17 protein-coding genes are annotated in these 26,490 nt (G+C 73.6%); 8 read left to right on the top strand and 9 right to left on the bottom strand.

The features are described from left to right. Positions 1–2,112, bottom strand: a complete 2,112-nt coding sequence (locus AB0I79_RS09205; protein ID WP_357869182.1) for a hypothetical protein — start codon at positions 2,110–2,112, stop codon at positions 1–3. A gap of 173 nt (positions 2,113–2,285) precedes the next feature. On the opposite strand from AB0I79_RS09205, the gene AB0I79_RS09200 reads away from it, so the two are divergent. From AB0I79_RS09200 to AB0I79_RS09190, 3 genes are read left to right on the top strand one after another with little or no spacing between them, the layout of a single operon-like run. Then, positions 2,286–3,482: a hypothetical protein gene (locus AB0I79_RS09200; RefSeq protein ID WP_357869179.1), complete on the top strand. Its 1,197-nt coding sequence runs from the start codon at positions 2,286–2,288 to the stop codon at positions 3,480–3,482. Continuing rightward, complete coding sequence (locus AB0I79_RS09195; RefSeq protein WP_357869176.1) at positions 3,482–4,891, top strand: hypothetical protein; 1,410 nt, start codon at positions 3,482–3,484, stop codon at positions 4,889–4,891. The genes AB0I79_RS09200 and AB0I79_RS09195 overlap by 1 nt, the downstream gene beginning before the upstream one ends. Before the next feature lie 50 nt (positions 4,892–4,941). Beyond that, a complete protein-coding gene (locus AB0I79_RS09190) occupies positions 4,942–8,331 on the top strand; it encodes a chromosome partitioning protein ParA (protein WP_357869173.1) in 3,390 nt (1,129 codons plus the stop codon). Between the two features lie 64 nt (positions 8,332–8,395). On the opposite strand, the gene AB0I79_RS09185 is transcribed toward AB0I79_RS09190, so the two are convergent. After that, complete coding sequence (locus tag AB0I79_RS09185) at positions 8,396–9,739, bottom strand: citrate synthase (RefSeq protein WP_357869171.1); 1,344 nt, start codon at positions 9,737–9,739, stop codon at positions 8,396–8,398. Positions 9,740–9,812: 73 nt separating this feature from the next. On the opposite strand from AB0I79_RS09185, the gene AB0I79_RS09180 reads away from it, so the two are divergent. Beyond that, positions 9,813–11,030: a hypothetical protein gene (locus AB0I79_RS09180; RefSeq protein WP_357869168.1), complete on the top strand. Its 1,218-nt coding sequence runs from the start codon at positions 9,813–9,815 to the stop codon at positions 11,028–11,030. Positions 11,031–11,054: 24 nt separating this feature from the next. Here AB0I79_RS09180 and AB0I79_RS09175 read toward each other — a convergent pair whose 3' ends face one another. Together AB0I79_RS09175 and AB0I79_RS09170 are read right to left on the bottom strand one after the other, a co-directional pair. Further along, positions 11,055–12,488: an FAD-dependent oxidoreductase gene (locus AB0I79_RS09175; RefSeq protein WP_357869165.1), complete on the bottom strand. Its 1,434-nt coding sequence runs from the start codon at positions 12,486–12,488 to the stop codon at positions 11,055–11,057. A gap of 78 nt (positions 12,489–12,566) precedes the next feature. Continuing rightward, entirely contained in the window at positions 12,567–13,853 is a 1,287-nt protein-coding gene (locus tag AB0I79_RS09170) for an MFS transporter (RefSeq protein WP_357869162.1), read from the bottom strand. A 98-nt stretch (positions 13,854–13,951) separates the two neighbouring features. Between AB0I79_RS09170 and AB0I79_RS09165 the strand changes: the two genes are divergently transcribed. Then, positions 13,952–14,584, top strand: a complete 633-nt coding sequence (locus AB0I79_RS09165) for an HAD family hydrolase (protein WP_357869159.1) — start codon at positions 13,952–13,954, stop codon at positions 14,582–14,584. Positions 14,585–14,656: 72 nt separating this feature from the next. Next, positions 14,657–15,286, top strand: coding sequence for a dihydrofolate reductase family protein (locus AB0I79_RS09160; RefSeq protein WP_357869156.1), 630 nt, complete (start codon positions 14,657–14,659; stop codon positions 15,284–15,286). On the opposite strand, the gene AB0I79_RS09155 is transcribed toward AB0I79_RS09160, so the two are convergent. Genes AB0I79_RS09155 through AB0I79_RS09145 form a run of 3 tightly spaced genes read right to left on the bottom strand, consistent with a single transcriptional unit; the run spans position 15,277 to position 21,393 of the window. Next, positions 15,277–16,161, bottom strand: coding sequence for an NAD(P)-dependent oxidoreductase (locus AB0I79_RS09155; protein WP_357869153.1), 885 nt, complete (start codon positions 16,159–16,161; stop codon positions 15,277–15,279). The two genes, AB0I79_RS09160 and AB0I79_RS09155, sit on opposite strands and share 10 nt — an antisense overlap. A gap of 36 nt (positions 16,162–16,197) precedes the next feature. Continuing rightward, a complete protein-coding gene (locus AB0I79_RS09150) occupies positions 16,198–20,283 on the bottom strand; it encodes an AAA family ATPase (RefSeq protein WP_357869150.1) in 4,086 nt (1,361 codons plus the stop codon). Next, positions 20,284–21,393, bottom strand: coding sequence for an exonuclease SbcCD subunit D (locus AB0I79_RS09145; RefSeq protein ID WP_357869147.1), 1,110 nt, complete (start codon positions 21,391–21,393; stop codon positions 20,284–20,286). A 107-nt stretch (positions 21,394–21,500) separates the two neighbouring features. Here AB0I79_RS09145 and AB0I79_RS09140 point away from each other — a divergent pair, with 107 nt between their 5' ends. Further along, positions 21,501–22,994: a prolyl oligopeptidase family serine peptidase gene (locus AB0I79_RS09140; RefSeq protein WP_357869144.1), complete on the top strand. Its 1,494-nt coding sequence runs from the start codon at positions 21,501–21,503 to the stop codon at positions 22,992–22,994. Here AB0I79_RS09140 and AB0I79_RS09135 read toward each other — a convergent pair. Beyond that, the gene (locus AB0I79_RS09135; protein WP_357869141.1) at positions 22,967–23,950 is read right to left on the bottom strand and encodes an alpha/beta hydrolase; all 984 of its coding nucleotides are present in this window, start codon (positions 23,948–23,950) and stop codon (positions 22,967–22,969) included. The genes AB0I79_RS09140 and AB0I79_RS09135 overlap by 28 nt on opposite strands. 1 nt (position 23,951) lies before the next feature. Next, positions 23,952–24,812: an enoyl-CoA hydratase-related protein gene (locus AB0I79_RS09130; protein WP_357869139.1), complete on the bottom strand. Its 861-nt coding sequence runs from the start codon at positions 24,810–24,812 to the stop codon at positions 23,952–23,954. Between the two features lie 170 nt (positions 24,813–24,982). Between AB0I79_RS09130 and AB0I79_RS09125 the strand changes: the two genes are divergently transcribed. Then, on the top strand, positions 24,983–26,479 hold the full coding sequence (locus AB0I79_RS09125; protein ID WP_357869136.1) for an LCP family protein: 1,497 nt from the start codon (positions 24,983–24,985) through the stop codon (positions 26,477–26,479). Positions 26,480–26,490 lie beyond the last annotated feature (11 nt).

Raw genomic sequence — 26,490 nt, 5'->3', positions numbered from 1 at the left:
TCAGTCGGTGCACTCGAAGAGCGGCCCCTCGGGGAAACCGCCGTCCGGAGTCGCCACCAGAGTGTCGTTCAGGTAGCCGTTGCCGTACTGGCTCTCGATCCGGTTCCAGACGTCGCTCGTCCTGCCGGTCGAGGAGTCGGTGTACGAGGCGCCCTTGACCTGGCAGATCACGGTCAGGGTGATGTACTGCCCCTTCGGGATCGTGCCGGCCGTGCCGCTGGTCGACGGGCCGGGGCGGATCAGGGTGTTGGTGTCGTCGTTGCTGGCGTTCTTGTACTGCTGGCGCGGGTAGGCCAGGTCCACCTCGGCCGTGGCCACGTCGGGGCTCTCGCCGGCGGCGTTCCTGGCCTTGAGCTTGAAGGCGTGCTTCTGGTTGTTCTTGAGCCCGTCCACGGTGAACGACGTGCCCTTGATGCCGCTGTTGGTGGCGGCGCCGGTCAGCTCGTACGTGGTGGCGTCGTCGGCGCCCTCGGGGGCGGTCCAGGTCAGCTCGGCGCCCCGGTTCCTGGCCTTGGCCGCGAACCCGGTGGGCGAGCCGGGCGCCACGCACGGCCGCACCCCGGCGCTGGGCTCGGACTCGACCTCGCCGCCCGACCAGTGCGCGACCACGGTGAACGTGTACTCGTTCGCGCAGTCGCCGCCCGTGAACTCGAACTGGAACGGCCCGTCCGCGTCCACCGACTGCGGCGTGGACCTGCCGTCGCCGGAGGTCTTCAGCGTGTACCGCTCGACCTCGCCCCCGGTGGACTCGCTGAAGGTCACCGTCACCTTGCCGGGGCCCGACCTGGCGGTCACGGCTCCCGGCGCGGAGGGCGCGCTGGGCGACGGCGTCCGGGAGGGGGTCCTGCTGGGCGTCTCGCGCGTGGGCGTGGGGGTGGAGCTGGGCCGGTCGGTGGTCCTGACCGGGTCCGGGTCGGGCTCCTGCTCGGGCTCCTGCTCGGGCGGGGTGTCGGGCTGGGTGGGCTCGGTGCTCGGGGTCGGCCTGGGCTTGGGGGTGGTGGACGGCCCCGGTACGTCGGAGTCGCCCTTGTCGACGTCGTGCTTGCGGCCCTCGGGGTCGATGACGACGGCCTTGTCGCCGTTCTCGTCGTTCGCCCAGAGCAGGCCGTCCTTGACGAACACGTCCACCGGGCCCGGCTCCTGCGCCACCTGGAGCGTGGTCGGGCGGCCGCCCGCCGCGCTGTCCCAGACGATCAGCGCGCCGCGGCCCTGGTCCGGCACGTACACCTTGGTGCCGAGCACCTGCGGCACTCCCAGGTCGGCCGGGTCGCCGGTGGCCAGCTTGGTGCTGAGCACGGCGTTGGAGCTCGTGTCGATCACGACGAGCAGCCCGGAGTCGCCGGGCGCCAGGATCGGCACCAGGGAGCCCTCGGTGCCGGCCGGGGTGAGCGCGCCGCCCCTGGCGGCCTGGGCCACGCCCTTGGGCAGGGTGATCTCGCCCACGCCCCCGTCGGAGCCGATGATCGTGGCGGTGGCGGCCCTGGTGTTGACCACGACGGGCAGGCCACCGGCGATGGTGACCGACAGCTCCTCGCCGGGCTCGCCGACCTTGATCGGGCTCGCCGCGGCGCCGTTCGAGACCGGGACGACCTGGCCCTGCGCCGTCACGGGCACCCACAGGCGGCCCCCGCCGTCGACGCGGGCCGCGCCCAGCGGTCCCGGCAGGGTCAGCGCGGCGCCGACGGTGTCCAGCGTGGCGGGGTCGATCTGCTGGACCTTGCCCGCGGCCGGGTCCACGGCGTAGGCGGTGTTCCCCGACATGGCGAGCTGCATCCCGGCCGCGCCGAAGTCGCGGGTCTCGGTGACGGTGAGCTGGCTGGGCTCGACGCGGCTGACGTACCCGGTGCGGTCGTCCACGAGCAGGACGTTGCCGCCGTCCTGGACGACGCGGAGCCGGCGGCCCGCCTTGTCGTCGAGGTAGCCGTCCACCTCGCCGGACAGGCCGTTGACGTGCACGATCTTGCCTCGGGCCGCGGTCCACAACCACGCGCCGACGTCGGCCAGCTTGGGGTTGGCGCTGGAGACGCCCACGCCGAACCACGCCGCCGCGGCGACCAGGATCACGGCCGCCACCCCGGCGATCACCGCCGTGGCACGATCACCGCGGAGCACGCTCACCTTGCCTACCCACCCCGGTTTGTACGACTAGGGAGCGTTTCGCCCCGGAACAACGGGCATCACCCTAGCGCCCGGACGTCCCTCCCGGGTATGTACCGGCTGGTAGCCATGGGAGCGCCGGTGCGCGAGTGCCAAGAGTGTCGGTGTGAAGCCGTACCTTAGAGCCCGTGTCCGAACAGCCCCTGACCCTCGACTCCGTCCTCACCGACGAGGCGGTCCTGTCGACCTACCGCCGCATGTTCGCCGCGCTGGCCCGCGACAGCGGGGCGGTGGTCGACGACCCGGCCCTGGTCGACATCGCCGAGACGCTGTTCGCGGCGTTCGCGGAGGCGGGCGAGGAGTGGCTGACGCACGAGCAGATGCGTTTCGCCTGCCGCGCCTACCCCACCGACCAGTTCGACAACCGGCTGCGCGTGCTCAAGGGGCTCGGCGCCATCCGCGAGGTGTTCCCCAAGCCCAACCAGCTCCGCTACCGCGCCTCGTTCACCAGCGTCGTGGGGCTGATGTTCATCAGGCGGATGATGGACGACGGCGGCCAGTCCGAGATGCACCGATTGCTGGCGCTCGAAGACCTCAACGTCGCCGACCCGCGCACCACGATGGAGGAGGCCAGGCAGAGCGCGCTCAACCTGGCGCGGGCGTTCCGGCTGTGGGCGCTGGAGCTGATCACGCTCACCACCGGCACCATCGAGGAGCTGCGCGAGCAGGCGCCCAAGCTGTGGGGCACCGAGGAGATCGCGCGGCGGGCGCAGAGCCTGCACGGCACGATCCTGACCCGCTGGCCGGAGCTCGACCGGGTCTGCACCGACCTGCGGGCCGCCATCTACGCCTACAGCGACGCCTCGCGCCGCGCCGCGGGCCGCCTGGCCGACTCGGCGGGCACGACGCGCAACCTGACGCTGCTGCCGACCGAGACGTGGCGCACGTTCGCGCAGACGGCGTCGAGAGAGCGGCTCGCGGCCGTGCTCGACGGGTTCCTCTTCGACGCGCCCGCACCCTGGCACGATCCCGCCGCCATCGCGCGGGCCGTCGACGAGGCCCCGCGGCCGGCCCCCGCCCAGCCCACTCCCCCGCGCTCCACGCTGCCCGACCCCGGCCCCGAGTCCTCGCTCGACACCTCGCCCGGCGCCGCGCTCGAACGGCTCACCCGGATGGCCGAATCCCTGCTGGGAGGAGCTTCGCGGGTGGCGCTGGCCGACGTGCTCGGCTCCGACTGGGTCGCGGCGCGGCGGATGCTGGCCGACCTGACGACCGTGGACCTGCGGCCCGAGCTGCCCTACCGGCTCGCCTGGGCCGACGGGCTGACCGTCGATCCCGATCGCGAGCCCGCCTGGCTCTCGCACGGTTACCTGGAGCGCCTGTGATGGATCAGCGACAAGCGGCCGTCTCCCATGCGCTGGTGCGGGCCTACGGGCCCGCCCGGCTGGGCGCCGGGGTTCCCGCCGCCCCCGGCATGATCCGGCTGACCAGGCCCGACTCCACCGGCGACGCCCTGCCCGTCTGGCCCGACGGGGTGACGCCGTCGCTGCTGGAGGAGCACCAGGTGGCGCCCGTGCCCGTGGAGCGCTCCGGCGAGACGCGGCGGGTGCTGGCGGCGGTGCTCAAGTGCTGCTGGACCGATCTGTCCGTGGACCCGTGGCCGGGCGATCCCGCGCCGGTGGAGCTGGTGCTCGACACCTACCGGGAGCTGATCGGGCGTACCGACGACCTGATGCGCAACTGGGCGCGCGGCGCGCTGCGGCGGCTGCACGACTCGGCCTGGATCGTGATGGACGACGGGGTGGTGCTGCTCGGGCCGCGCTGCGCGTTGTGGCCGGTGGAGGCCCACGCGCAGTTGCAGGAGCTGGTGCGGCGCCTGCCGGAGCCCGAGCGGCCGGAGCTGACCGTGGTGGGCGACGCCGACATCATCGCCGCCGCCCGGGGTGCCGGGGGCGCGAAGCCGGGCGGCGGTAGCCAGGAAGCGGAGGCCGGCGGCGGTAGCCGGGAGGCTGAGGCCGCGGAGCGGGCCGAGACCGCCGAGACCGCCGAACCCACCGAGACCGCCGAACCCGCCGAGGCCGCCGAACCCGCCGAGGCCGCGGAGCGGGCCGAGGTCGCGGAGGCCGGTGGCCGGGTCGAGGCCGGCGCGGCCGAGTTCGACGACCTGCTGGGCGGCTACGACGAGCGGCGGCGGGCCGAGCTGGTGGCGGCGTTCATGGTGGTCGAGCACGCCGCCGAGCCGGTGCAGGAGGTGCGCTTCGCCGCCCTGCGCGACCCGGCGCTGCGCCGCACGCTGGGCGAGATGCTGGCCAGGCGCGGCCGTACGCTGATCCAGCACCGCGACCGCTGGATCTCCGGCTACGACGACGGTGCGGCCGCCGCCATCGGCGCCCTCGACGCCGCCGGCACGCCCGAGACGGCGCGCGGGCCGCTGGGAGTGAGCGAGCGTGCGGTGCTGACGCTCGTGCTGGTGCACTCCGTGGCCATCCCGCGAGCCGAGGGCCTGCTGCCGGATGACTCGTGGCTGTCGCCGCACCCGACACCGGTCGAGGAACTGCGCCGCCACACCCAGCTCCCGATCGGCGAGCTGGAGTCGGCGTTGCGGACGTTGCGGCACGCTGGGCTGCTCGGCCAGGTGAAGGCGGGCGAGGAGGCGGGCGGCTACGTGCCGGGGCCGCAGTTCCACCGGCTCACCGCGGCGGCGCGGCGGCGGTTGCAGGAGGAGCTGATCCTGGCGGCCGGGCCGAACACCCCGCTCGCGACCGCCGTGCTGGCGCGTAGATCCGCCAAGTAAGAGCGTTTTTCTGATGGATGGAAGGGTTACGGGGGTTCGAGGTGTCGCAGGTGGATAACGTCGTCGGGGACCGGGTGCTGATCGCCATGCAGGCGGTCAACATCTCACGGCTGTCGACCCATCCCGTGCCCACCGTCCCCGGCACGCTCATCGTCGTGGCCGGTGCGGGGCCCAAGGACTCCAACGGGGCGGGGAAGTCCTCGTTCATCGCCTCGATCACCGCGCTGCTCGGTGACGAGCAGTGGCGCTTCGCCTCGGGCGCCAAGGCGGTGTCGGAGCTGCTGTTCAACGCCGAGCTGGCCAGCGGCGCGGGGGCCCGGCAGTGGGCCAGCGCCGATCACGGCTACATCGTGGGCGTCTTCGGGCCGCCCGGCATGAACGGCTTCGACCCGGCCCCTCCGCCGGACGGCACCGGCGGCGAACGCGCCCCCGCCTCGGCCCCCTCCGGTGACGTGGCCCGGGGCACGACGGCCGGTGGGACGGCCGGTGGGGCGGCCGGTGGGGCGGCTCCCGGCGCTGGGCTCGCGCTCGCCGGTGGCGGTGACGGTCGGGGTGGGAATGGCGGTGGCGGTGACGGTGCTGAGCTCGTGCTCGGGGAGGCCGACGGCGGCGGTGGGGAGCTGTTCGAGGTGCCCGACACCTCGGGCGGGGCGCTGACCGTGTGGCTGAAGGTCAACCAGGAGGCGCCGCACCTGGAGATCCGCTGGCGGGAGGGCGTGCACCTGGCGGCGTCCCCGTCCGAGGCCGAGCGGGTGGCGCGGGCCGACGAGATCTGGGCGTCGCTGCCGAGGTCGGCCGGGCGGCGCGACGTCGTGGCCCGCGACCTGACCAAGGTGCTCTACGGCGACAAGGTCAGGTGCGTGTCGTTCCTGTCCACGTCCGTGCGCAGCAAGGTCGCCACCAACCTGCTCTCCCAGCCGCTCAACGAGATCACCCCTGAACGCGTCTTCGAGGCCATCGCCGCGCTCACCGGCCTGGACGCCGAGCTGGAGCAGGAGCGCGAGGCCCGTCGCGACGAGCACGCCAAGCGGGTGCGCGCGGCGCAGGCGGCCGAGCGGCTGGCCGAGTTCGAGGCGGAGTCGAAGGCGCTGCTGACCACGTTCGACCGGCGGGACCAGGCGCGCATCCGGCTGGCCGACGCGCTGCGGTGCTGGCGCGGGCGGCAGGCGCGCAAGCTGGCCGACGCCGCGGCCAAGGACGAGGCGCTGGTCGCCGACCTCGAACGGCACCGCGCCGCGGGCGAGGCGGCGGGCGAGGCGATCGCCATGGTGAAGGCGGAGATCGCCACGCTGCGCGAGGACACCCTCGACCGGCAGGTCTCGCAGGCCCGCAAGGAGCTGTCGGCCCTGCAGGCGCGGGCGGCCAAGCTCGACGCCGACCGCGCCGTGGCGGAGAACTCCGCCGACGAGCTGCGCGGGCTCATCCCTGGGCTGGAGGAGACCCGGCGGTTCGCCGACGGGCGGGACGTGCCGGCGGCCGAGCGGGAGCTGGGCGAGGTGCGGCTGCGCCTCAACGAGGCGCTCAAGGCCCTGGGCGTGGCCGACCAGGAGGTGGCCTCGGCGCAGGCCGCGCTGGACGACGCCGAGGGCGGCCCGGCGGCGGCCCAGCTCAACGCGCTGGCGGCGGCCGGGATCGGCGCCACCGGCCTGCTGGACGCCCTGGACGTGGCGGAGCAGGCCCGCGACGCCGCCCACACGCCCCCGACGGCCCTGCCCGGCTCTCGTGCCGGTGCCGGTGCTGGTGCTGGTACGAGAGCCGGTGTCGCGGCTGGTGCCGGTGCCGGTGCCGCGGCCGGCGCTGGGTCCGATGCTGGGTCCGATGCTGGGTCCGATGCTGGGTCCAGTGCCGCGGCCGGTGCTGGAGCCGGCGCCGCAGCCGGTGCTGGAGCCGGCGCTGGGGTCGGGCTTGCGCTGGGTGAGCTGCGCGGGTGGCCGAACGAGCATGCCGTGATCGTGGACGCCTCCCAGCTCGACGAGGCCGCCGCGGCGCTGGCGGAGCTGCCCGGGTCGGTGCTGGTCAGCGCGGCCGGGGTGAGCGTCGTGGGGGCGTTCGACGGGGTGGCGACCGGGCGGGAGGCCCGGATCAAGGCCGCCGAGCAGCGGCTCAACCGGGCCAAGGACGTGCAGGAGAGCGCGGCGCAGGCCGTACACGACGGGGAGGAGGCCGTCGCGCAGGCGCAGCGGCGGCTGGAGGGGGCCAGGGCCGGGGTGCGGCTGGCCGAGATCGAGGCCAAGCTCGGCGAGCGGCGGGCCAGGCTGGGTGAGCTGAACGCGGCCATCGAGGAGCTGACCCCGAAGGTCGCCGAGGCCGAGCGGCAGGCGGGCGCCCTGGACTTCCGCGCGCGTACCAGGGACATGGAGATCGAGCGGCTGGAGGGCCGCAGGCACCGGCACGAGTCCGAGCGGGCGCAGGCCCGCGACCAGGAGGCGAAAGTCGGGGCGGAGCGGGAGGCGCTCAAGCTCGGCGCGCTGGCCGCCGACTGGGGCGGCACGGTCGAGACCGCCCGCGAATGGCTGGAGGCGCTGCCCGAGGAGGAGCGGCCCAGGGCCGCCGAGGAATGGTGGCGGGTCGCCGAACGCCACCTCGACCAGGCGTTGCGCGACACGTTCCCGTCGGATGACGAGGCGGAGATCCCGGAGGAGCTGCGGTTCCTGCTGAGCGAGCGGGAGGGCAGCACGGCGCGCGAGCAGGCGACGTTCCCGGCGGTGTGCGGGGCGCTGGCGTCGTACCTGCGGGGGCAGGAGGAGTACGAGCGGCACCAGCGGCGGCAGATCGAGGCCCAGCTCGTCTCGCGCCAGCGGGACCTGGCGGCGGCGGCCAGGGGCGCCGAGGAGGCGGCCCAGTCCACGGCCGTGCACCGGGCGGCGCTGACGGCGGCGATCAAGGCGCGGCTGGCGCGGGTGGCCGAGGAGTTCGACAAGCTCGACACCTCCTACGGCGGTTACGGCGCGACCCTCGAGTTCCCCGTGCCGCCCGCGCCCGCCGACCCCGAGCAGCGCTGGCAATGGCGGGTGACGCCCAAGTGGCGGCGGGGCGAGGGGCAGGGGTTCGTGCCGTACAACCGGCGGGCCAACACGGCGCTCATGGACGAGAAGGCCGTCAAGCTGGTGTGCGCGGCGGCCATCGCGTCGTCCGGTGGCGGTCACCTGTGCCTGGTGCTCGACGAGCTGGGGCGCAACCTGGGCAAGGAGCATCGGCGGGAGGCCGTGGCGCTGTTCAGGAGGATCGGGGAGACGTACGGGATCACGGTGATCGGGGCGTTGCAGGACGACATGGAGCCGTACGCGATCGACGCCTGCGGGCAGTACATCAAGCTGCGGCGGTCGTCGGACGCGATGCCGTACAACGAGCCGCCGGTGATCGTCGGGCACGACCAGCACGCCGAGCGGGTGCGCGCCCTGGCCGCGTACGTGGATCGGGGCACGCCCGCCCTCACCTGATCGGCGGACCCGGCGATCCGGCGCAGTCTCACCTGATCAACGGGCCCGACGATCCGAGGCGACCTCACGCGATCGGCGGGCCGATGTAGGAGGCGCGGAGGCGGAGGAGGGAGCCTCGTTCGTACTCCTCCATGGCGTGGGCCAGCCAGCCCGCGACCCTGGCCACCGCGAAGATCGCCTCTCCGGCGCCTGGCACCATGCCGCTGACGGCGGACAGGGTGGCCAGGGCGAAGTCGATGTTGCGGTCGGGCAGGCGGCGGCGTCGCATCTCCGCCAGCACGGCCTCCCCCGCGGCGATCCGCCCGTGCCCGGGCGCGGCCTGCTTGACCAGGTCGAGCAGGGCGGCGCCGCGGCCGTCGCCGTTCTTGTAGACGCTGTGGCCGAAGCCGGGGATGCGCTCGCCCCGCCGCACCCGTTCGGCGATGGCGCGGGCGGCGTGGCGGGGCTCGGCGATCTCGGCCAGCAGGCGTTCGGCGCCGTACGACGCCCCGCCGTGCAGCGGGCCGCCCAGGACGCCGAGGCCGGTCAGGACCACCGCGTACGGGTCGGCCTTGGCGGAGGCGGCCACCCTGGCGGCCAGCGTGGAGGCGGCCAGCTCGTGGTCGGCGAGCAGCACCAGCGCGGCTTCCATGGCCGTGAGCAGGGCCGGGGTGGCGGGGTGCGGGCACAGGCGGGACCACAGGCGCTCGGCGATCGAGTCACCCTGGGGGTCGCTCAGCGGGGGCGGCGCGTCCACCAGGCCCGCGATCAGGCGGCGGCCGGTGGCGGTGACCGACTCGGGGTCGAGCTGGTAGCGGAGGGTGTCGGACGCGCCGAGCACCGTGGTGATCACCTGGAGCCGGTCGAGGGGCAGCAGGTCGTCGGGCAGCCCGCGCTGCGCGGTGACGGCGGCCCGCAACCCCTCCTCGGGCTCGCACCGCCACGGCCGGCCACCCCGCCTCACCCCACCCCGCTCCTCGCCCGCGCCTTCGGCGGGCGGGCCACCGCGCCTCGCTCTGCCTCGGTCCTCGCCCGTGCCTTCGGCGGGCTGGCCACCGCGCCTCGCTCTGCCTCGGTCCTCGCCCGTGCCTTCGGCGGGCGGGCGCCAGACGGCCGGGTCGCCGGTCCACAGCCACTCGGCGACCGTCTCGAACGAGGCCGTGCCGGCCAGGCTCAGGGCGTCGATCCCCCGGTAGTAGGGCCGGTCGACGCCGAGCGCCGTCACAGCCGACTCGATGACGAGCTCCGGCGGCTGGCTGCGGGGCCGGCCCCGGCGCGCGAGGCGTTCGATCTCCTCGGCCGAGAAGAGGCTGCGCCGTCCGTCCTCACCGTGCCGCCGCTGCAGCACCCCCCGGCTCACGTACGCGTACAGCGTGGCGGGCTTGACGCCCAGCCGCTCCGCCGCCGTGGCCGCGTCGATCCACTCCACAGCCGCCCAACCCTCCCATAGTTGACGAAAATCAATATTGATCCACGTTGAACGCGCATGTCAACGTGAAGGCATGCCAAAAGTTCATTTCCTCGACGTCACCAACCGGGACGGCGTGCAGACCGCGCGCACCGGCCTGTCGAAGTTCGGCAAGACCATGGTCAACTTCTATCTGGCCAAGCTGGGGGTGGCGCAGTCCGAGATCGGCTTCCCGTTCCTCTTCCACGAGGTCCCGTACGTCCGGGCGCAGGTGGCGCTGGCGCAGGCGGGGGCGTTCGGGGAGCTGAGGCTGTCCGGGTGGTGCCGGGGTGTGCCGCAGGACGTGGAGAAGGCCGCGCCGCTCGGCCTGAAGCACTACAACCTGTCCATCTCGACGTCCGACTACATGATCCAGAACAAGTTCCGCGGCCGGCTGGACAGGGACGCGATCATCAGGGAGATGACGGCGGCGGTCCGCGTGGCCAAGGACGCGGGCGCGCTCACCGTGGGGGTCAACGCCGAGGACGGCTCGCGTACGGACGACGGGTTCCTGCTGGAGTTCGCGCTGGCGGCCAAGCAGGCGGGCGCCGACCGCGTACGCTACTGCGACACCATCGGCGGCGACACGCCCGACCGGATCCGCGAGCGCTTCGCCAAGCTGGCCTCCGCCACCGCGATGCCCGTCGAGACCCACTGCCACAACGACCTGGGCATGGCCGTGGCCAACTCCGTTTCCGGCGCGCTCGGCGACCTCGACGCCGGGCAGGACGCGTGGATCAACACCTGCGTGAACGGCATCGGCGAGCGCTCGGGCAACGCCGACCTGCTCTCCACGATCCTGGCCTTCCGCCATGGGTTCGGGCTGGAGTCGGCGCAGATCGGGGACGCGCTGAACCTGGAGTGGGCCCGCCGGTTCGGGCTGTGGGCGAGCTACGCGCTGGGGCAGCCGCTGCCGTACAACCAGGTCGGGGTGGGGCGCAACGCGTTCGCGCACGAGTCGGGCATCCACGCCGACGGCGCGCTGAAGGACCACGGCAACTACGAGCTGTACGACGAGGCGACGCTGGGGCCGTTCCCCGGGGACTGGCACGCGCGCCCGGGCCGGGTGGTGCTGACCGGCGAGTACGGCGGCAAGGCCGGGTTCCGCCACGTCATGGAGGGGCTGGGGGTGGAGGTGCCCGACGAGGAGGAGTCGTTCCGGCTGGTGCAGCTCTGCAACGCGATGACGGGCAGGCCACTCACGGACGACGAGTTGCGTCTGATCGCGGCCTACCCGCGCGAGTTGTCGCTGATGTTCCCCGGTTACGCCTGACCGACGGCCGGTCAGGCCCGCCGCTCACGCGGCCGGAGCCTGACGAGCACCCGGCCCGGCCTCCCCGGCGGCCTGCGCGTCGTGAACGGCCTCGCCGGGAGCAGGCGCGTCGTGAACGGGCTGCTCGTGCGCCGCAGCCGGGCGGGCGGGCTCGTTCGCCTGCTCGGCGGCCAGCGCCTGGCGGAAGTCCTCGTCCGCGTGCTCGATCGCCTCCAGCCGCACCGTCTCGCGCCGGAAGAGCCCCGCCAGCAGCCAGTCGGCCAGCACCGCGGCCTTGTGCCGGGCCGTCGGCACCCACCCCAGGTGGTAGGCCCGGTGCGCGAGCCACCCGAGAAGGCCGGTGAGCTTGATCCGGTACACCTGGGCGACCCCCTGGTGGTGGCCGAGCCCGGCGACCGAGCCGAGGTAGGCGTGCCGGTACGGCTTGAGCCGCCGCCCCCGCACGTACGCGACCAGGTTCCGCCCCAGCAGCTTGGCCTGCCGCACCGCGTGCTGGGCGTTGGGCGCGGTGAACTCGCCCGGCCGGGTCAGGTCGGGCACGGCGGCGCCGTCACCGGCCGTGAAGGCGTCCTCGACGCCCGCCACCGTCAGGTACTCGGTCGCGAGGAGCCGCCCGATGCGGTCCACGGGCAGCCCGCTGGCCGCCGCGAGCGGGCTGGGCCGCCCGCCCGCCGCCCACACCACCGTGCCGGCGTCGATCTCCGTCCCGTCCGAGAGCACCGTCACGCCGCCGGCCAGCGAGGCGAGCCGGGTGCCGAGCCGCACGTCCACGGCGCGCTTGCGCAACGCGTCCACGGTCCAGCGGCCGAGGTCGGCGTGCAGCTCGGGCAGGATGTGGTCGTTGGCCTCGACGAGGGTCCAGCTCAGGTCCGCGGGCTCGATGCCCTCGTGGTAGCGCACGGCCTCGTCGGCCAGCCCCTGCATCTCGGCCAGCGCCTCGACGCCGGAGAACCCGCCGCCGACCACCACGAACGTCAGCGCCCTGCGCCGTACCTGCTCGTCGTCGGTCGAGGCGGCCGCGGCGAGGTTGGCCAGCACGCGGTTGCGCAGGTGCACGGCCTCGCCGATGCTCTTGAAGCCGACCGCGTGCTCGGCCAGCCCGGGGATGGGCAGCGCGCGGGTGATCGAGCCGGCCGCCATGACGAGGATGTCGTACTCGATCGTCCTGGCGGGGCCCTGGACCGGCTGGAAGTCGGCGCTGCGCGCCTCGTGGTCCACCCGCGTGACGCGCCCGGTCAGCACCCGCATGCCCTTGAGCACCTGCCCGAGCGGGGCGGCCACGTGGCGCGGCTCGATCGAGCCGCCGACCGCCTCGGCGAGGAACGGCATGTAGGTCATGTAGCCGCGCGGGTCCACCACGGTGACGGTCGCCTCGCCGGAACGGACGAGCTTCCGCAGCCCCATCGCGGCGTACATGCCGACGTATCCGCCACCGACGATCAGGATGTGCTTCCTCATTGCCCCGTCTCCTTTCGGGTTCTTCACCCCATGGACGGGACAGCGCCGCCGTTTGTGACAACTTCCGGCGGCGAAGTCTCAGAGCGACCGGTCGCCGGTCTCCGGCAGGGCCAGCAGGCAGAGCAGGCTCAGCAGGGCCATCGCGGAGACGTACCCGCCGATCGCCATGACGCCCAGCCCGCCCGCCTGCATGCTGGTGGCCACCAGCGGCGGCACCGCGCCGCCGAGCACGCCGCCGAGGCTGTAGGCGACGGACGCGCCGCTGTAGCGGTACTCGGTCTTGAACAGCTCCGGCAGGTACGCCCCCATCGGCCCGAAGACGAGCCCCATCAGCGCGAGCGCCCCGGCCAGCGCCAGCCCGACCAGGAAGATCGAGCCGGTCTCCATCAGCGGGAACATCACCAGCCCCCACGCGATCGCCGCGGCCGTGCCCCAGATCAGCGTCCGGCGGCGGCCCAGCCGGTCGGACACCAGGGCCGAGACCACCGTGCCCGCCGCCATGAACACCACGCCGACCATGGTCAGCGCGAGCATCGTGGTCCGCGGGATCCGCAGGGTGTCGGTGCCGTAGGCCAGGCAGTAGGTGGTGGCGGTGTAGAAGAGCGTGTAGGCGACGGTCATGGCGCCGGCGCCGAGCAGCACGCGCCGCCACTGGTGCCGCATGAGCCCGGCGAACGGCACCTTGGCGATCCGGCGCTGGTCCATGGCCGCCTGGAAGACGGGGGTCTCGGAGATCTTCAGCCGCACGTACAGGCCGACGACGACCAGCAGCAGGCTCGCCACGAACGGCAGCCGCCAGCCCCAGCTCTCGAACTGCCCGTCGCTCAGCACGGCGCCGAGGATCAGGAACAGCCCGTTGGCCACGATGAACCCGGCCGACGGGCCGAGCTGCGGGAACATCGCGTACAGGCCGCGCTTGCCGGGCGGCGCGTGCTCGGTGGCCAGCAGCGCCGCGCCGCCCCACTCGCCGCCGAGGCCGATACCCTGCGTGAAGCGCAGCAGCACGAGCAGCACGGGCGCGATCACGCCGATCGAGGCGTAGCCGGGCAGCAGGCCGATCAGCACTGTCGACAGGCCCATCACCAGCAGCGAGACGACCAGCATGGACTTGCGGCCGACGCGGTCGCCCCAGTGCCCGAACACGGCCGAGCCGAGCGGCCGGGAGATGAACGCCACGGCGAACGTCGAGAACGAGGCGAGCGTGCCCGCCACCGAGTCCATCTCGGGGAAGAACGCGGTGTTGAGCACCAGGGCCGCGGCGGTGCCGTAAATGTAGAAATCATAGAATTCGATCGCGGTGCCGATGAGGCTGGCCGCCGCGATCCGGGACCGGCTGGGCGCCGCGGTCTGGGGGGAAGTCGTCATGAATTTGTCTCACTATGCGGACTAACGTCTTGTGAAGCGATACGCAGACGCTACCACCTGCGCAATGTCACGTATCACCCACGGGGAGGGGCACGGGTTTGGCCGTCGATCTGGTGATCTTCGACTGTGACGGGGTGCTCGTGGACAGCGAGCCGATCTCCGTACGCGTGGGCACCGCCGCGCTGCGGCGGCTCGGCTGGGACATCGACGAGACCGAGTACGCCGAGCGGTTCGTCGGCTGCACCAACGAGTACTGGGCCGAGCAGGTCGGCCAGACCCCGCCGGGCTGGCGCGAGCAGGTCAACGCCGACTACGCCGACGCGATCGCCGCCGAGCTGTGCGCGATCGACGGCATCGAGGCGGCGCTCGACCGGCTGTCCATCCCCTACTGCGTGGCCTCCAACGGCCGGCACCCGACCATCCGCCGCAGCCTGGAGCTGACCGGGCTGGCCGGCAGGTTCGACGGGCGGGTGTTCAGCGCCGAGGACGTCGCCAGGGGCAAACCGGAGCCCGACCTGTTCCTGCACGCCGCGGCCACGATGGGCGCCGAGCCCGAGCGCTGCGTGGTGGTGGAGGACAGCCCGTTCGGCGTGACGGCGGCGATGCGCGCCGGCATGCGCTGCTTCGCCTTCGCCGGCGGCCTCACGCCCCCCTCCCGGCTGACCGGCCTGGGCGCGACGCTCTTCCACGACCCCGCCACGCTGCCCGACCTGATCGCCGCCCTCGACTGACAGCCTCGTGCGTACGGGCCGGGCTCCCCCGACCGCTCGGCACCCGCCCGCCGCACCACGTACGGTGAGGCCATGCCTTCAGGTACGCAACGTCCTTACGTGGTGGCCCACGTCGCGGTGTCCGCCGACGGAGCTACCACGGGATTCCAGCCGGACGTCACCCGGTTCTACCAGCTCGCCCAGACCTGGGAGGAAGACCTCACCCTGGCAGGGGCCGACACCATCCTCGCCCAGGAGCAGGCGCTGGCCGGCGCCGAGCACCCCGGCCCCGCGCCCGACGGGCCGCTGCTGGCCGTCGTGGACGGCCGCGGCCGGGTCAGCCAGTGGGAGGCGCTGCGCGCCGCCGGCCACTGGCGCGACGTCGTGGCCCTGCGCTGCCGCGACACTCCCCCGCGCCCGGCCGGCCTGCCGGTGCGCGAGCTGGTCACGGGCGCCGACCGGGTCGACCTCGCCGACGCCCTGCGCACGCTGGGCCGCGACGACGGGGTCGGCGTCGTGCGGGTCGACAGCGGCGGCCGGCTCATCGGCGCGCTGCTCGCGGCCGGGCTGGTGGACGAGGTCAGCCTGCTCGTCCACCCGTGCCTGGCCGGCGAGCGCGCCACCCGCTTCTGGTACGGCGACCGCCCCGCCGCCGCGCCGCTCACCCTCATCACCGCGCAGAGCCTGCCCGACGGCCTCGTCTGGCTCCGCTATCACCCCTGACGGGTGCGGCCGTCCTCGTCCAGGTAGTCCCGCCACGACCGCTTCGGCGTCCAGCCCAGCAGCCGGTGCGCCTTGGCGCAGGAGATGCCCGAGGCGTCAGGGCGGGCCAGCGGCCGCAGCTCGATGCGGTCACCGAAGTAGCGGCGCAGCATGGCGGCGAAGTCGTGCCCGCCCGCGTTGTCCGGCGAGGCGATGTAGAACACCTCGTGCCCGGGCAGGTCCGACTCGGTGGCCAGCACGATCGCGTCCGCCAGGTCGTACACGTCGATGTAGCTCCACAACCCCGCCCCGGCCTGGGAGCTGTCGCGGACCTGCGGGCCGAGGTTGCGCTCGTAGTTGCCCTCGTGCTGCACCCAGCTCGGGCGCAGCGAGATGCAGCGGATGTCCGAGCGGCGCACCGCCGCGTCCATGAGCTGCTCGCCGAAGTGCTTGGCCAGCGCGTACGGATCCTGCGGCCGGATCGGGTGCTCCTCGTCCACCGGCGCGTAATCCGGCAGGAACGGCCGTTCGGCGAAGAAGAACCCGGGGACGGTCTCGCTGGAGATGTTCACGAACCGCGGCACCCCGAACCGCACCGCCGCCTCGAGCACGTTGAACGTCGCCATCAGGTTGTTCTGGAACACCACCTGCGGCGCGTTGGCCGTCGGGTCGGGGATGGCCGCCGCGTGCACCACCGCCTCGGACCCGCGTACGACAGCGAACGCCTGCCCCGCGTCCGTCAGGTCGGCCTGCACGTAACGCGGCTCGTCCGGCTCGCGCCGCTCCCAGACCGGTCGCGTCAGATCGGTGGCGGTCACCTCGTGACCCGCCGCGACCAGCGCGCTGACGGCCGCCCTGCCGACCTTGCCATGGGCTCCGGTGACGACGACACGCATCGATGACTCCTCAGGGGTAGATCCGGGGTGGTGCTGTCAGACTCCCACGGCCTTGAGCGTGGAGCCCGTACGCGTCTTGTTCACCTTGAGCTGCGCCGTGATCCTGGAGCGCAGCTCGGCCACGTGGCTGACGATGCCCACGGCCCGGCCGCCGTCGCGCAGCCCGTCGAGGATGTCGAGCACGCCGTCCAGTGTGTCCTCGTCGAGCGTGCCGAACCCCTCGTCCACGAACAGCGTGCCCAGCTCCGCGCCGCCCGCCTCCGCCGTGACGACGTCGGCCAGGCCGAGCGCCAGGGCCAGCGAGGTGATGAAGCTCTCACCGCCGGACAGCGTGGCCGGATCCCGGTCGACGCCGGTCCACCCGTCGGCCACCCGCAGCCCGAGCCCGCCGCCCGCACGGGCCCGCGAGCCCGCCGTCTTGCGCAGGTCGTGCCGCAGCAGGTAACGGCCGCCCGACATGTGGTCCAGCCGCTCGTTCGCCGCCGCCACCACCTGCCGCAGCCGCTCGCCCAGCACGAACGACGACAGGCTCATGCTCCACTGGTTGTCGCCCGAGGTGCCGCTGGCCAGCGCCGCCATCCGCTCGGCCAGCCGGTGCCTGTCGGCCGCGGGACGCCAGCGTTCGATCCGGCCGGACAGCTCGCCGCACAGCTCCTCCAGCCGCCGCGCCCGCGCCTCGGCCCGGTCGCGGGCGCTGGCCAGCCTCGTGTACGCCTGCTCCAGCCCGTCCCGCTCGGCCCCGATCGCCGCCAGGTCCGGCGCCGGCTCCGCCGCGGCGGCCACCAGCTCGGGGTCGGCCAGCACGCCGGTCACGGCGGCGTGCTGGTCGTCCAGCCTGCGCAGCAGCTCCGCCTTGCTCTCCCGCTCGGCCAGGCTCCGGTACGCGGCCTCCGCCTCCCGCACGTCCCCGAACCCGGCCTCCTCCGCCGCCTCCTCGGCCGCCTGCCTGGCCCGCTCCAGCTCCTCCCGGGCCGCCACCGCCGCCTGCGTGGCCTCCAGCGCCTCGCGCAGCAGCTCCGCCTCGTCGTGCAGCCTCGACAGCCGGGCGGTCAGGGTGGCGTCGTCGCCGCGTGCCGCGTCCAGCCTCGCGCTCAGCCGCCCGGCGTCGCCGCTCAGCTCCTCGTGCCTGGTACGCCCGGCAGCCAGCCTCGCGGCGACCTGGCGGCCCCGCTCCTCCAGCTCCTGCCTCTCGCGCCGGAGCCCGGCCGCCTCCTCGGCCAGCACCCGCTCCCGGCCCGCCGACGCCTCCAGCCTCCGCAACTCCCGCTCGGCCTCGGCCAGCACCCGCTCACCGTCCACCTCCCCGGCCTCCACCCCGGCCTCCACTCCGGCCTCCACCCCGGCACCGCCGTGCGCCACAGCGGCGTCCGTGCCAGAACTGCCCTGCGCCTCAGCGGCGTCTGCGATGTCACCTCCGCCCGCGGCTGCCACCGCGCCGGAGGTGACGGCTTGGGCGAGCTGGGTGCGGACGCGGCCGCGTTCGGACTCCAGGTGGCGGTGGTGGGCGCGGTGGGCGGCGAGGGCCTCGGCGAGCTCCCTGGACTGGTCGCGAACCCGTTCGCGCTCGATCTCGACGCGTTCGAGCGCGGCGGCCAGGGCAGGCTCGCGGTCGGCCACCGCCTGGAGGCGGGAGACCTCCTGCTCGGCCAGCTCCACCCGGTCCTCTGCCGCCACCACGTCCAGCCCCCCGGTGGCCTCGACCGCGTCGGCGTGCCGTGACTCCAGCGACGCGAGCGCCCGCTCGGCGGCCTCGCGCTCGGCCAGGGCGGCTTCGTGGGCGCTCTCGGCCTCCTGCTCGTCGTCGGCCGAAGGAGCACTCGCGGCCGGCGAGGCCGGATGAGGGTGGTGCTCGGAGCCGCAGACCGCGCACGGCCGCCCCTCGGCCAGGTCGCGCGCCAGCTCGGCCGCCATTCCGTCGATGCGGGCCTGCCGCAGGTCGAGCCAGCGCTCCCGCGCCGCCTGCGCCTGGTCCACCAGCACCTGGTGCGCGGCCACGGCCGCCTCCAGCTCCGCCGCCAGCGCCTCCCGCCGGTGGGTGGCCTCCAGCGCGGCCCTGGCGGCGTCGAGGCTCGCGGTCGCGGCGGGGATGGCCGCCGCCTGCGCGCGTACCTCGGTCAGGGCGGCGCCCGCGTCGGCGAGCCGTCCGGGCAGCTCGGCGTCGGCGGCGGCCACCTCGGCCTCGCGCTGTGCCAGCGCGTCCAGTTCCACCGCCAACCTGGCCAGCTCGCCGTCGATCTCGATCAGGTGGGCGGCGGCATCGCGTACGGCCCGCGCGGCCGGGATCCTGGCGGCGTCCACCCGCGCCTCGGCCAGCCTGGCCTCGGCCTGCTCGATCAGCCCGGGCAGCACGGCCAGCCGCGTGGCCACGGCCTCGTCGGCGCGTACCAGCTCGGCCAGCTCCTGCTCGACGCGCAGCAGGTCGCGCCGCACCACCGACAGCCTGGCCTCCTCGGTGAGCAGCTCGGACAGGCGCGCGATCTCGTCCTGCCGCCGCCGCTCCAAGCCGGCCAGCTCAGCCACGGACGGCTCCGCGCTCCGGTACGCCGAGGACCGGCCCGTGTCCCGCTCGTCCGTACCGCCTGGGCTGTGAGCGGACGGCGCCGCGAGGTCCTGATCCGGGGCATGACCGGATGACGCCGTGAAGTCCTGACCCCCGGCCAGGCCGGTGGCGGAGCCCTGGTCACGGGCCGGGCCGCCCTGGTCGCCAGCGAGGCCGGTGGCGGAGAGGAGGGGGCGGGCGCGGGCGAGGGCGTCGGCGGCCAGCGTGCGGGCCTTGGTGGCGGCCTCCGCGCGCTGGCGGGCGGCCGTGATGAGCGGGAGCACGCGGTCCGCCCTGGCGGCGTCGTCGAGGATCGCCTGCAGGTCGGCGCGCTCGTCGGCGCGCTCGTCGAGGGTGCGGCGCAGGGTGAGCGCCTCGGCGTGGCGGCGCTGGCGGTCGGCGAGCGCGGCGGCCCGTTCGAAACGCGTCCGCGCCGCCCGCAGCGCCTGACCGGCCGCCGCGTGCTCCTCGTCGGCACGCAGCACGACGGCCCGCGCGGCCTCCAGCAGGGCGCCCGCCCACCGCACCGGGTCGGTCTCCGGCGACGGCACCTCATCGCCCGCGCCACCGCCGTCCTGCGGCGCTCCGCCGCTCACCGCGCCGGCCCCGGACGGGCTCGGCCGCGCCGCAGCGGGCAGGTCGAACAGGGCCGGCGGCGCCGCGGGATCATCCCCCGGCGCGGCCAACGTAGCAGGCACAGGCGCATCGGACGCAGGCTCGGCAGACCCGGGCGCGGAGGAGGCGGGCGCGGAGGAGGCGGGCGCGGAGGAGGCGGGCGCGGAGGAGGCGGGTACGGCAGCCCCAGACGCGGCCGACGCAGGCACGGCCGACGCAGGCGCGGCGGACCCAGACGCGGCCGACGCAGGCGCGGTGGAGATGGGCGTGGCGGAGGCGGTCAGTGCGGCGGGCAGGTCGTCGCCCGCGGCCTCCTCCACCCGCTTGATGGCGAAGTCCACCTCCTGCCGCAGCTCCTGCGCCTCCCGCCAGGCAAGCTTGCGGTGCTCGGCCAGCCACGACTCGGCCGAAGTGAAGATCTTGACGGTGAACAGCCGCTCCAGCAGCTTCGACCGCTCATCCCCATCAGCCCGCAGGAACCGCGCGAAATCCCCCTGCGGCAACATCGCCACCTGGCAGAACTGGTCGGCGTTCATCCCGAGCAGCCCGCCCACCAGGTCCCCGGCCTCGTCCAGCCGCGTCGTCAGCCCGTGCCAGTCGCCCCCCTGCCACTCCGACAGCACGACCTTGGACTTCTCCTCGGTGACCCCGGACCCCCGCAGCTTGGGCCGCAGCCAGGCCGGGGAGCGCTGGATGCGCAGTAAGCGCCCCCGGATGGTCACCTCCAGCGTGACCGACGGCCCCACCGACGGCGGGGCGTGGTCGCAGCGCAGGCTGCGGGCGCTGTTGCGCTGCCCGGGCACCTGGCCGTAGAGGGCGAAGCACAGCGCGTCGAGGATCGTGGTCTTGCCCGCCCCGGTGGGCCCGTGGACGAGGAAGAGCCCGGCCGCCGACAGGGCGTCGAAGTCGACCGTCTCGGTGCCCGGGAAGGACCCGAACGCCGTGAGCGTGAGCCTGTGCGGCCGCATCTACGCCATCGTCTCCTTCACCCTGGACGCCTCGATGGCCTGTCTTAGCAGGTCTTCCTCCTCGGGTGCGGCAGGCTCGCCGCGCACCTCCCGAACGAAGTCGAGCGCCACCTCCGCCTCCGGCCGCCCGCTGAGGCGTACGGGCTGCGCGGCGGGTGCGGCGCCCACCGGGTCGAAGGAGAGGGCGAGGGTGTGCGGGAAGCGGGCGCGGAGCCGGTCCATGGCGGATTTCGGGCGGACGGCGTCGGTGAGCACGACCTGCAGCCAGTGATCCTCGTAGGCCGCGTACGCGGGCAGCGTCAGCAGCTCCTCCAGCTCCCCGCGCAGCCGGCCGACCGGGCGCGGCACCGGAGCGGGGACGAACTCCGCCCCCTCCCCCAGCGTCACCAGCCACGACCCCTTGAGCTGCCCCACCTCGGAGAAGGAGTACGCCAGCGGCGAGCCGGAGTAGCGCACGGTCTCCGACATGCGCTGCCGCCCGTGCAGGTGGCCGAGCGCCACGTAGTCGACCCCGTCGAACGCCCGCAGCGGCACGTGCGCCACCCCGCCGACGCTGATGTCGCGCTCGCTGTCGCTGGCCTGCCCGCCCGTCACGAAGCAGTGGGACAGCACCACCGACGCCCGGTGGCGTGCGGCATCGGCCCTGATGCGCGTCATCGCATGCGAGATCGCCGCCGTGTGGCTGCGGTCGGGCAGCTCCCACTCGGCGCGCACCAGCTCGGGCTCCAGGTAGGGGATGCCGTAGAAGGCGACGCCGTCGACCAGCACCGGCTCCCACGACTGGCCGGGCGAGGTGCGCACGTGCACCCCCGCCGCCTCGAACAGCGCCGAGCCGAACCGCAGCCGCAGCGCCGAGTCGTGGTTGCCGCTGATCAGAACCACCCGCGCCCCGGCCCCGCGCAGCCGCCCGAGCGCCTCGTCGAGCAGCGCCACCGCGTCGACCGGCGGCAGCGCCCTGTCGTAGACGTCGCCGGCCACCGCCACCACGTCGACCCGCTCGGCCCGCACCGTCTCCACCAGGTGATCGATGAACGCCGCCTGCCCCGCGAGCAGGCTCTCCCGGTGGAAGGAGCGCCCGAGGTGCCAGTCGGAGGTGTGCAGGATCCGCATGTCGCAGGAAGCTAACAGGTCTCACCGACAAATGAGGTACCTCCAGTCCCACACGCTGGGAGTAGGCTGGAAGATCAGCGGGCAAAACAACGCACATGGGGAGGCCAATGCGCACTGGCCGTGGCACCTTGAGCGTCGCCGCCGGTCTGGTGCTGGTGGCTCTCGCTTCGGTCGGATACGTACTGCCACCCGCGTTCGACCCACCGCCGCTCAAGGTCGATCCAGCCTTCCAGGCGATCCCGGCGCAGCCCGCCGGCGAGCTGAAGCCTGTGGTGGCCGCCGATCCCGTCCGCAGCGAGGAGATCTCGATCCCGGCCGAGGCCCAGCGGCTGGAGGGCACGCTCCGGGTGCCGCTCACCCCTGGGCGCCACCCGGCGATGGTGTTCGTGTCGGGCTCGGGCAACGGCTCGCGCACGGAGTTCACGCCGCAGGCGGAGTTCCTGGCCAGGGCGGGCGTGGCGACGATCGCGTTCGACAAGCGCACGATCGGCTACAACTTCCGCGACCGCGACTTCGGCCTGCTCGCCGACGACGCGCTGCGGATGGTGGAGTACCTGCGCACCCGGCCCGAGGTGGACCCGGCACGCGTCGGCATCTGGGCTGTCTCGGAAGGCGGCTGGGTGGCGCCGATCGCGGCGGCCAAGAGCTCGTCGGTCGGGTTCATGGTGCTGGTGTCGTCGCCGAACGTCTCCCCGCTGCGTCAGGTCGCCTGGGCGCTCAACGAGCAACTCCTGCGGCTGCGCGCCCCCATCGGCGCCCGCGACCTGCTGACCAGGGCGATGGGCGGCGTCGGGTTCGACTTCCTGCGCTACGACGCGATGCCCGCGTTAAGCCAGGTCAAGCAGCCGATCCTGGCCTTCTACGGCACCACCGACCCCTCGATCCCCTTCGTCGAGTCCACCAAGGCGCTCATCACGGCGATGCGCAAGGCGGGCAACGACGACTACACCATCCGCTTCATGGCCGACGGCGACCACGCCATGCGCGTCAAGGGCGGCCCCTTCACCAAGGGATACCTCGAGACCCTGGCCAACTGGATCAAGGGCCTGCCCGGCACGTCCAGGCCCGCCGTGCACATGGCCGGCGCCACCCCCGTCCAGCGGTTCGAGGCCAGCGACGTGCCCGCGGCCCCCTGGTACGCCGGCGGCACGATGCTCGGCCTGACCATCTGCCTGGCCGCCGTCGGCTACGTGGCCGGCCCGGTCGCCGCCGTGGTCGTACGCCTGCGCCACCGCGGCCAGACACCCGTCGAGACCAACGCCAGGCTGTGGCCGCCGATCAGGCGCAGGCTCAGCCGGATGGCCTGGACCGGGCTGGGCCTGCTGGCCTCGGTGGTGGCGTTCATCACGCTGCTGGTGCTGTTCTCGGTCAACCAGGCGGGCGCGTGGCCCGCCGTGCTGGCCGGCTGGCTGGTCGTGCGACTGCTGGCCGTGCTGATGCTGATCCAGGAGGTCACGGCGGTGGCGGCGTACGTCTCGGCGCTGCGCGAAGGGCTGCAGCCGAGCCGGTGGCAGCACGTGGCCGTCGGGGGCGTCCTCGGCGGCACCGGCCTGCTGCTGGTGGCCGCAGCCTACTACGGCCTGTTCTCGTTCCCCTGGTGACCCTGGTGACGCTGGTGACCATGGTGACCCTGGGCATCCTGGTGACCCTGCCCTAGATAGGCGTTCATCCAGCGGTCCAGCTCGGCGAAGACCTGCTTGCGTGCGGGCTCGGCCGACAGCACCAGGTCGTGCAGCCCGTCCGGGATCCGCACGCACGTCACGTGCGGCCCCAGCGCGGTGGACCAGCGGGCGATGTGCCGCGGGTCGAGCACGATGTCGGCCGAGCGGGCCTCGGGCACGAAGTCGCGCACCCGCAGCCCGGTCGAGGAGGCCAGCACCAGCACCGGCACGTCCACCGACAGGCCCTGGTGCAGCCGCCGCTGCGCCCGCCGGATCGCGGCCAGCCACATGGCGTGCACGGAGAAGCCGCCCAGCGGCTTGAGCTCCAGGTCGTAGTCCCACTCGCCCTGCTCGTTGCGGTGCAGCGTCTGCCCGTAGACGGTGCTGGAGCCCAGCGGCAGCACCCGCCGGCTGTACGACAGCGGCGTCCTGAGCAGGTCGGCCGCCAGCCGCAGCGGGGCGGGCACGTTGAGGTCGAAGAACGGGCTGTTGAGCACGAGCCCCTGCACCAGGCCCCGGCCGCGCACCCGGTCGGCCCACAACGGAGCGATCAGGCCGCCCGTGGAATGGGCGTTGATCGTCACCTCGTCGTGGTCGCGGCGGATGATCCGCACGGCCTCGTCGATCTCCGGGAAGTAGTCGGTGACGCTCCTGATCAGCCCCCTGGTCTGGTGCGGCAGCAGCGATCGGCCGTACTTGCGCAGGTCGAGCGCGTAGAAGTCGACGCCGCGCTGCACGTAGTGCTCGGCCAGGTGGTCCTGGAAGAAGTAGTCGGTGAACCCGTGCAGGTAGAGCACCGCGCGGCGGGTGCCCGCCTCGGCCCTCCTGCTCACCAGCGTCGCCACGACCTGTCCCTCGAAGTCGTCGGGCATGGGCAGCACGGTGATCTCGTACATGCTAGACACCATAGGGATCGTCCGGCCACGACGGCACGCCGGGCGGCAGATCCTGGCTCACCTTCATCGGGAAGTCGGCCTGCCGCTTGTCCAGGAACGCCGTCACCCCCTCCACCGCGTCGGCCGCGCCGCCCAGCTCGGTCATGAGGCGGGAGTCCGCCGCGTGCGCCTCCCACGGCGAGGACGCCGACAGGCCCGACCACATCAGCCGCCGGATGGCGGCCACGGAGACGCCCGAGGTGTTGTCGGCGATCTCGCGGGCCAGCGCGTACGCCGCCGGCAGCAGTTCCTCTTGCGGGAGGACGCGCGAGACCAGCCGCCCTTCGAGGGCTTCGGACGCGGGGAAGAGCCGGCCGGTCGCCGCCCACTCCATGGCCTGGGCGATGCCCACGATCCTGGGCAGGAACCAGCTCGACGCCGCCTCGGTGACGATCCCCCGCCGCGCGAACACGAACCCGAACCGCGCCGTCTCCGACGCCAGCCGCACGTCCATCGGCAGCGTCATCGTGACCCCGACCCCCACGGCCGGCCCGTTGATGGCGCCGATGACGGGCTTGAGCGAGCGGGCGATCCGCAGCGCGACCGTACCGCCGCCGTCGCGCGGCGCCCCGTCCACCGTCTCGCCCTCCTGCCGGTGCCCGAACGTGCCGCCCCCGCCGCCGAGATCGGCACCGGCGCAGAACGCCGGGCCCGCGCCGGTCACCACCACCGCGCGCACGTCGTCATCGGCATCGGCGAGATCGAAAGCCTCGATCAACTCCCCGCGCATCGTAAAGGTGAACGCGTTGAGCCGTTCGGGACGCTTCAATGTGACGGTGGCGATGCGATCGGTCACCCCGTACTCGATCTCCGTGAAGGCCATGCCCCGAATCTTATTCGGTTACTGATGTTCACCCTCCGATAAAGACATATTTCGTATCTGATGCATAGGCTGCCGCCTCTATGGGAGCCTGAGGCGACCGCACCCATGCGGTTCACCGCAGGTTGCGGACTTTGCGCCTATGGTGGAATTCGCGGGGAAACGGGGAAGGCGTGCGGCAGGCTAAGGAACCATCGAGCGCCGGAGCGGTCCTCGGGTGGCTGGTGCTGGCGGCACTCGCGCCCGGGGCCGCTCACTTGCGTGCCGGCTGGCGCAGGACAGGCCTCGTCCTCATCTCCCTGTACGCCGTCCTCCTGCTGGGCCTGCTCGCGTTCGTCCTCACCAACGACATCGGCAACCTGGCCGGCTCGATCACCAAGGACTCCTGGCTCGCCACCATCATGTTCGGCACCATCGCCCTCGGGGTGGCGTGGTTCGCCATGATCGTCCACTCGTTCGTGGTGCTGCGGCCCGGCCGGCTGGCGCAGCCGGCGCAGATCCTCACCGGCACCGTCGCCGGGCTGCTCGCCGTCGCGGTCGTGGTCCCCTTCGGGTTCGCCGCACAGACGGCCAGCACCTCCCGCCAGGCACTCGACAACATCTTCCAGGCCCCCGAGAACGAGGGCGAGGCCCCGGCCCCCGAGCCCAAGCCCGAAGACCCCTGGGCCGGCCGCGACCGGGTCAACATCCTGCTGCTGGGCGGCGACGCCGACGACAACCGCGTCGGCGTCCGCACCGACAGCATGAACCTCGCCAGCATCGACGTGAAGACCGGCAACACCGTCCTGTTCAGCCTCCCCCGCAACCTCGAGGACGTGCGCTTCCGCCCCGGCACCCCGATGGCCCGCCGCTTCCCCAACGGCTTCGACCTGCCCAAGGACGCCAACGGCGGCGCCAGCGACCTGCTCAACAGCGTCTGGGAGTACGCCGACGCCCACCCCGAGATCTTCGGCGGCAAGCAGCACCAGGGCCCCAAGGTCCTCATGGACACGATCGGCTACACCCTCGGCCTCAAGGTCGACTGGTACGCCCTGGTCAACATGTGGGGCTTCGCCCGCCTCATCGACGCCATCGGCGGCGTCACCATCACCGTCGAGCAGGACGTCATCTTCGGCAAGTACAACGAGGGCCTGGTCAAGGCCGGCACGCGCAAGCTCAAGGGCGCCGACGCCATGTGGTACGCCCGCTCGCGCACCTACAGCGACGACTACACCCGCATGCGCCGCCAGCGGTGCGTGCTCGGCGCCATCCTCGACCAGGCCGACCCCGGCACGGTGCTGTCCAGGTTCAACCAGGTCGCGCTGGCCACCAAGGAGCTGATCAGGACCGACATCCCGCGCACCTGGCTGGAGCACCTCGTGCCGCTGGCGCTGAAGGTCAAGGACGCCGAGGTGACGAGCGTGCAGTTCGTGCCGCCGCTGATCAACACCGGCTACCCGGACTGGGAGAAGATCCGCGACGTCGCGGCCAAGGCGGTCCGCGACTCGACCCGCGTCAAGGCGCCCGTCGCCGCCTCCGCCAGCCCGTCGTCCTCGTCCCCCGCTTCGTCCGTGCCCTCCTCGTCGGCCTCGCCTTCGCCGAAGAAGACCAGGAAGCCCGCGAAGGAGACCGGTGACGACCCCACGAAGGGGCTCACCGAAGGGTGTGGGAGCTCGGCCGCCAAGGGCTAGCCGCCTCCTTT

This window comes from Nonomuraea sp. NPDC050202, assembly GCF_040656115.1.
GTDB lineage: Bacteria > Actinomycetota > Actinomycetes > Streptosporangiales > Streptosporangiaceae > Nonomuraea.
Note: the sequence above shows the minus strand (reverse complement) of the source record. Positions and strands in the feature narration are given on the sequence as shown.

Excerpts from the sequence above, each read along its gene's own strand:
- AB0I79_RS09170 (WP_357869162.1), bottom strand. The coding sequence starts at position 13,853 with ATGACGACTTCCCCCCAGACCGCGGCGCCCAGCCGGTCCCGGATCGCG.
- AB0I79_RS09150 (WP_357869150.1), bottom strand. The coding sequence starts at position 20,283 with ATGCGGCCGCACAGGCTCACGCTCACGGCGTTCGGGTCCTTCCCGGGC.
- AB0I79_RS09180 (WP_357869168.1), top strand. The coding sequence starts at position 9,813 with ATGCCAAAAGTTCATTTCCTCGACGTCACCAACCGGGACGGCGTGCAG.
- AB0I79_RS09155 (WP_357869153.1), bottom strand. The coding sequence starts at position 16,161 with ATGCGTGTCGTCGTCACCGGAGCCCATGGCAAGGTCGGCAGGGCGGCC.
- AB0I79_RS09140 (WP_357869144.1), top strand. The coding sequence starts at position 21,501 with ATGCGCACTGGCCGTGGCACCTTGAGCGTCGCCGCCGGTCTGGTGCTG.
- AB0I79_RS09135 (WP_357869141.1), bottom strand. The coding sequence starts at position 23,950 with ATGTACGAGATCACCGTGCTGCCCATGCCCGACGACTTCGAGGGACAG.
- AB0I79_RS09195 (WP_357869176.1), top strand. The coding sequence starts at position 3,482 with ATGGATCAGCGACAAGCGGCCGTCTCCCATGCGCTGGTGCGGGCCTAC.
- AB0I79_RS09145 (WP_357869147.1), bottom strand. The coding sequence starts at position 21,393 with ATGCGGATCCTGCACACCTCCGACTGGCACCTCGGGCGCTCCTTCCAC.
- AB0I79_RS09130 (WP_357869139.1), bottom strand. The coding sequence starts at position 24,812 with ATGGCCTTCACGGAGATCGAGTACGGGGTGACCGATCGCATCGCCACC.
- AB0I79_RS09160 (WP_357869156.1), top strand. The coding sequence starts at position 14,657 with ATGCCTTCAGGTACGCAACGTCCTTACGTGGTGGCCCACGTCGCGGTG.
- AB0I79_RS09175 (WP_357869165.1), bottom strand. The coding sequence starts at position 12,488 with ATGAGGAAGCACATCCTGATCGTCGGTGGCGGATACGTCGGCATGTAC.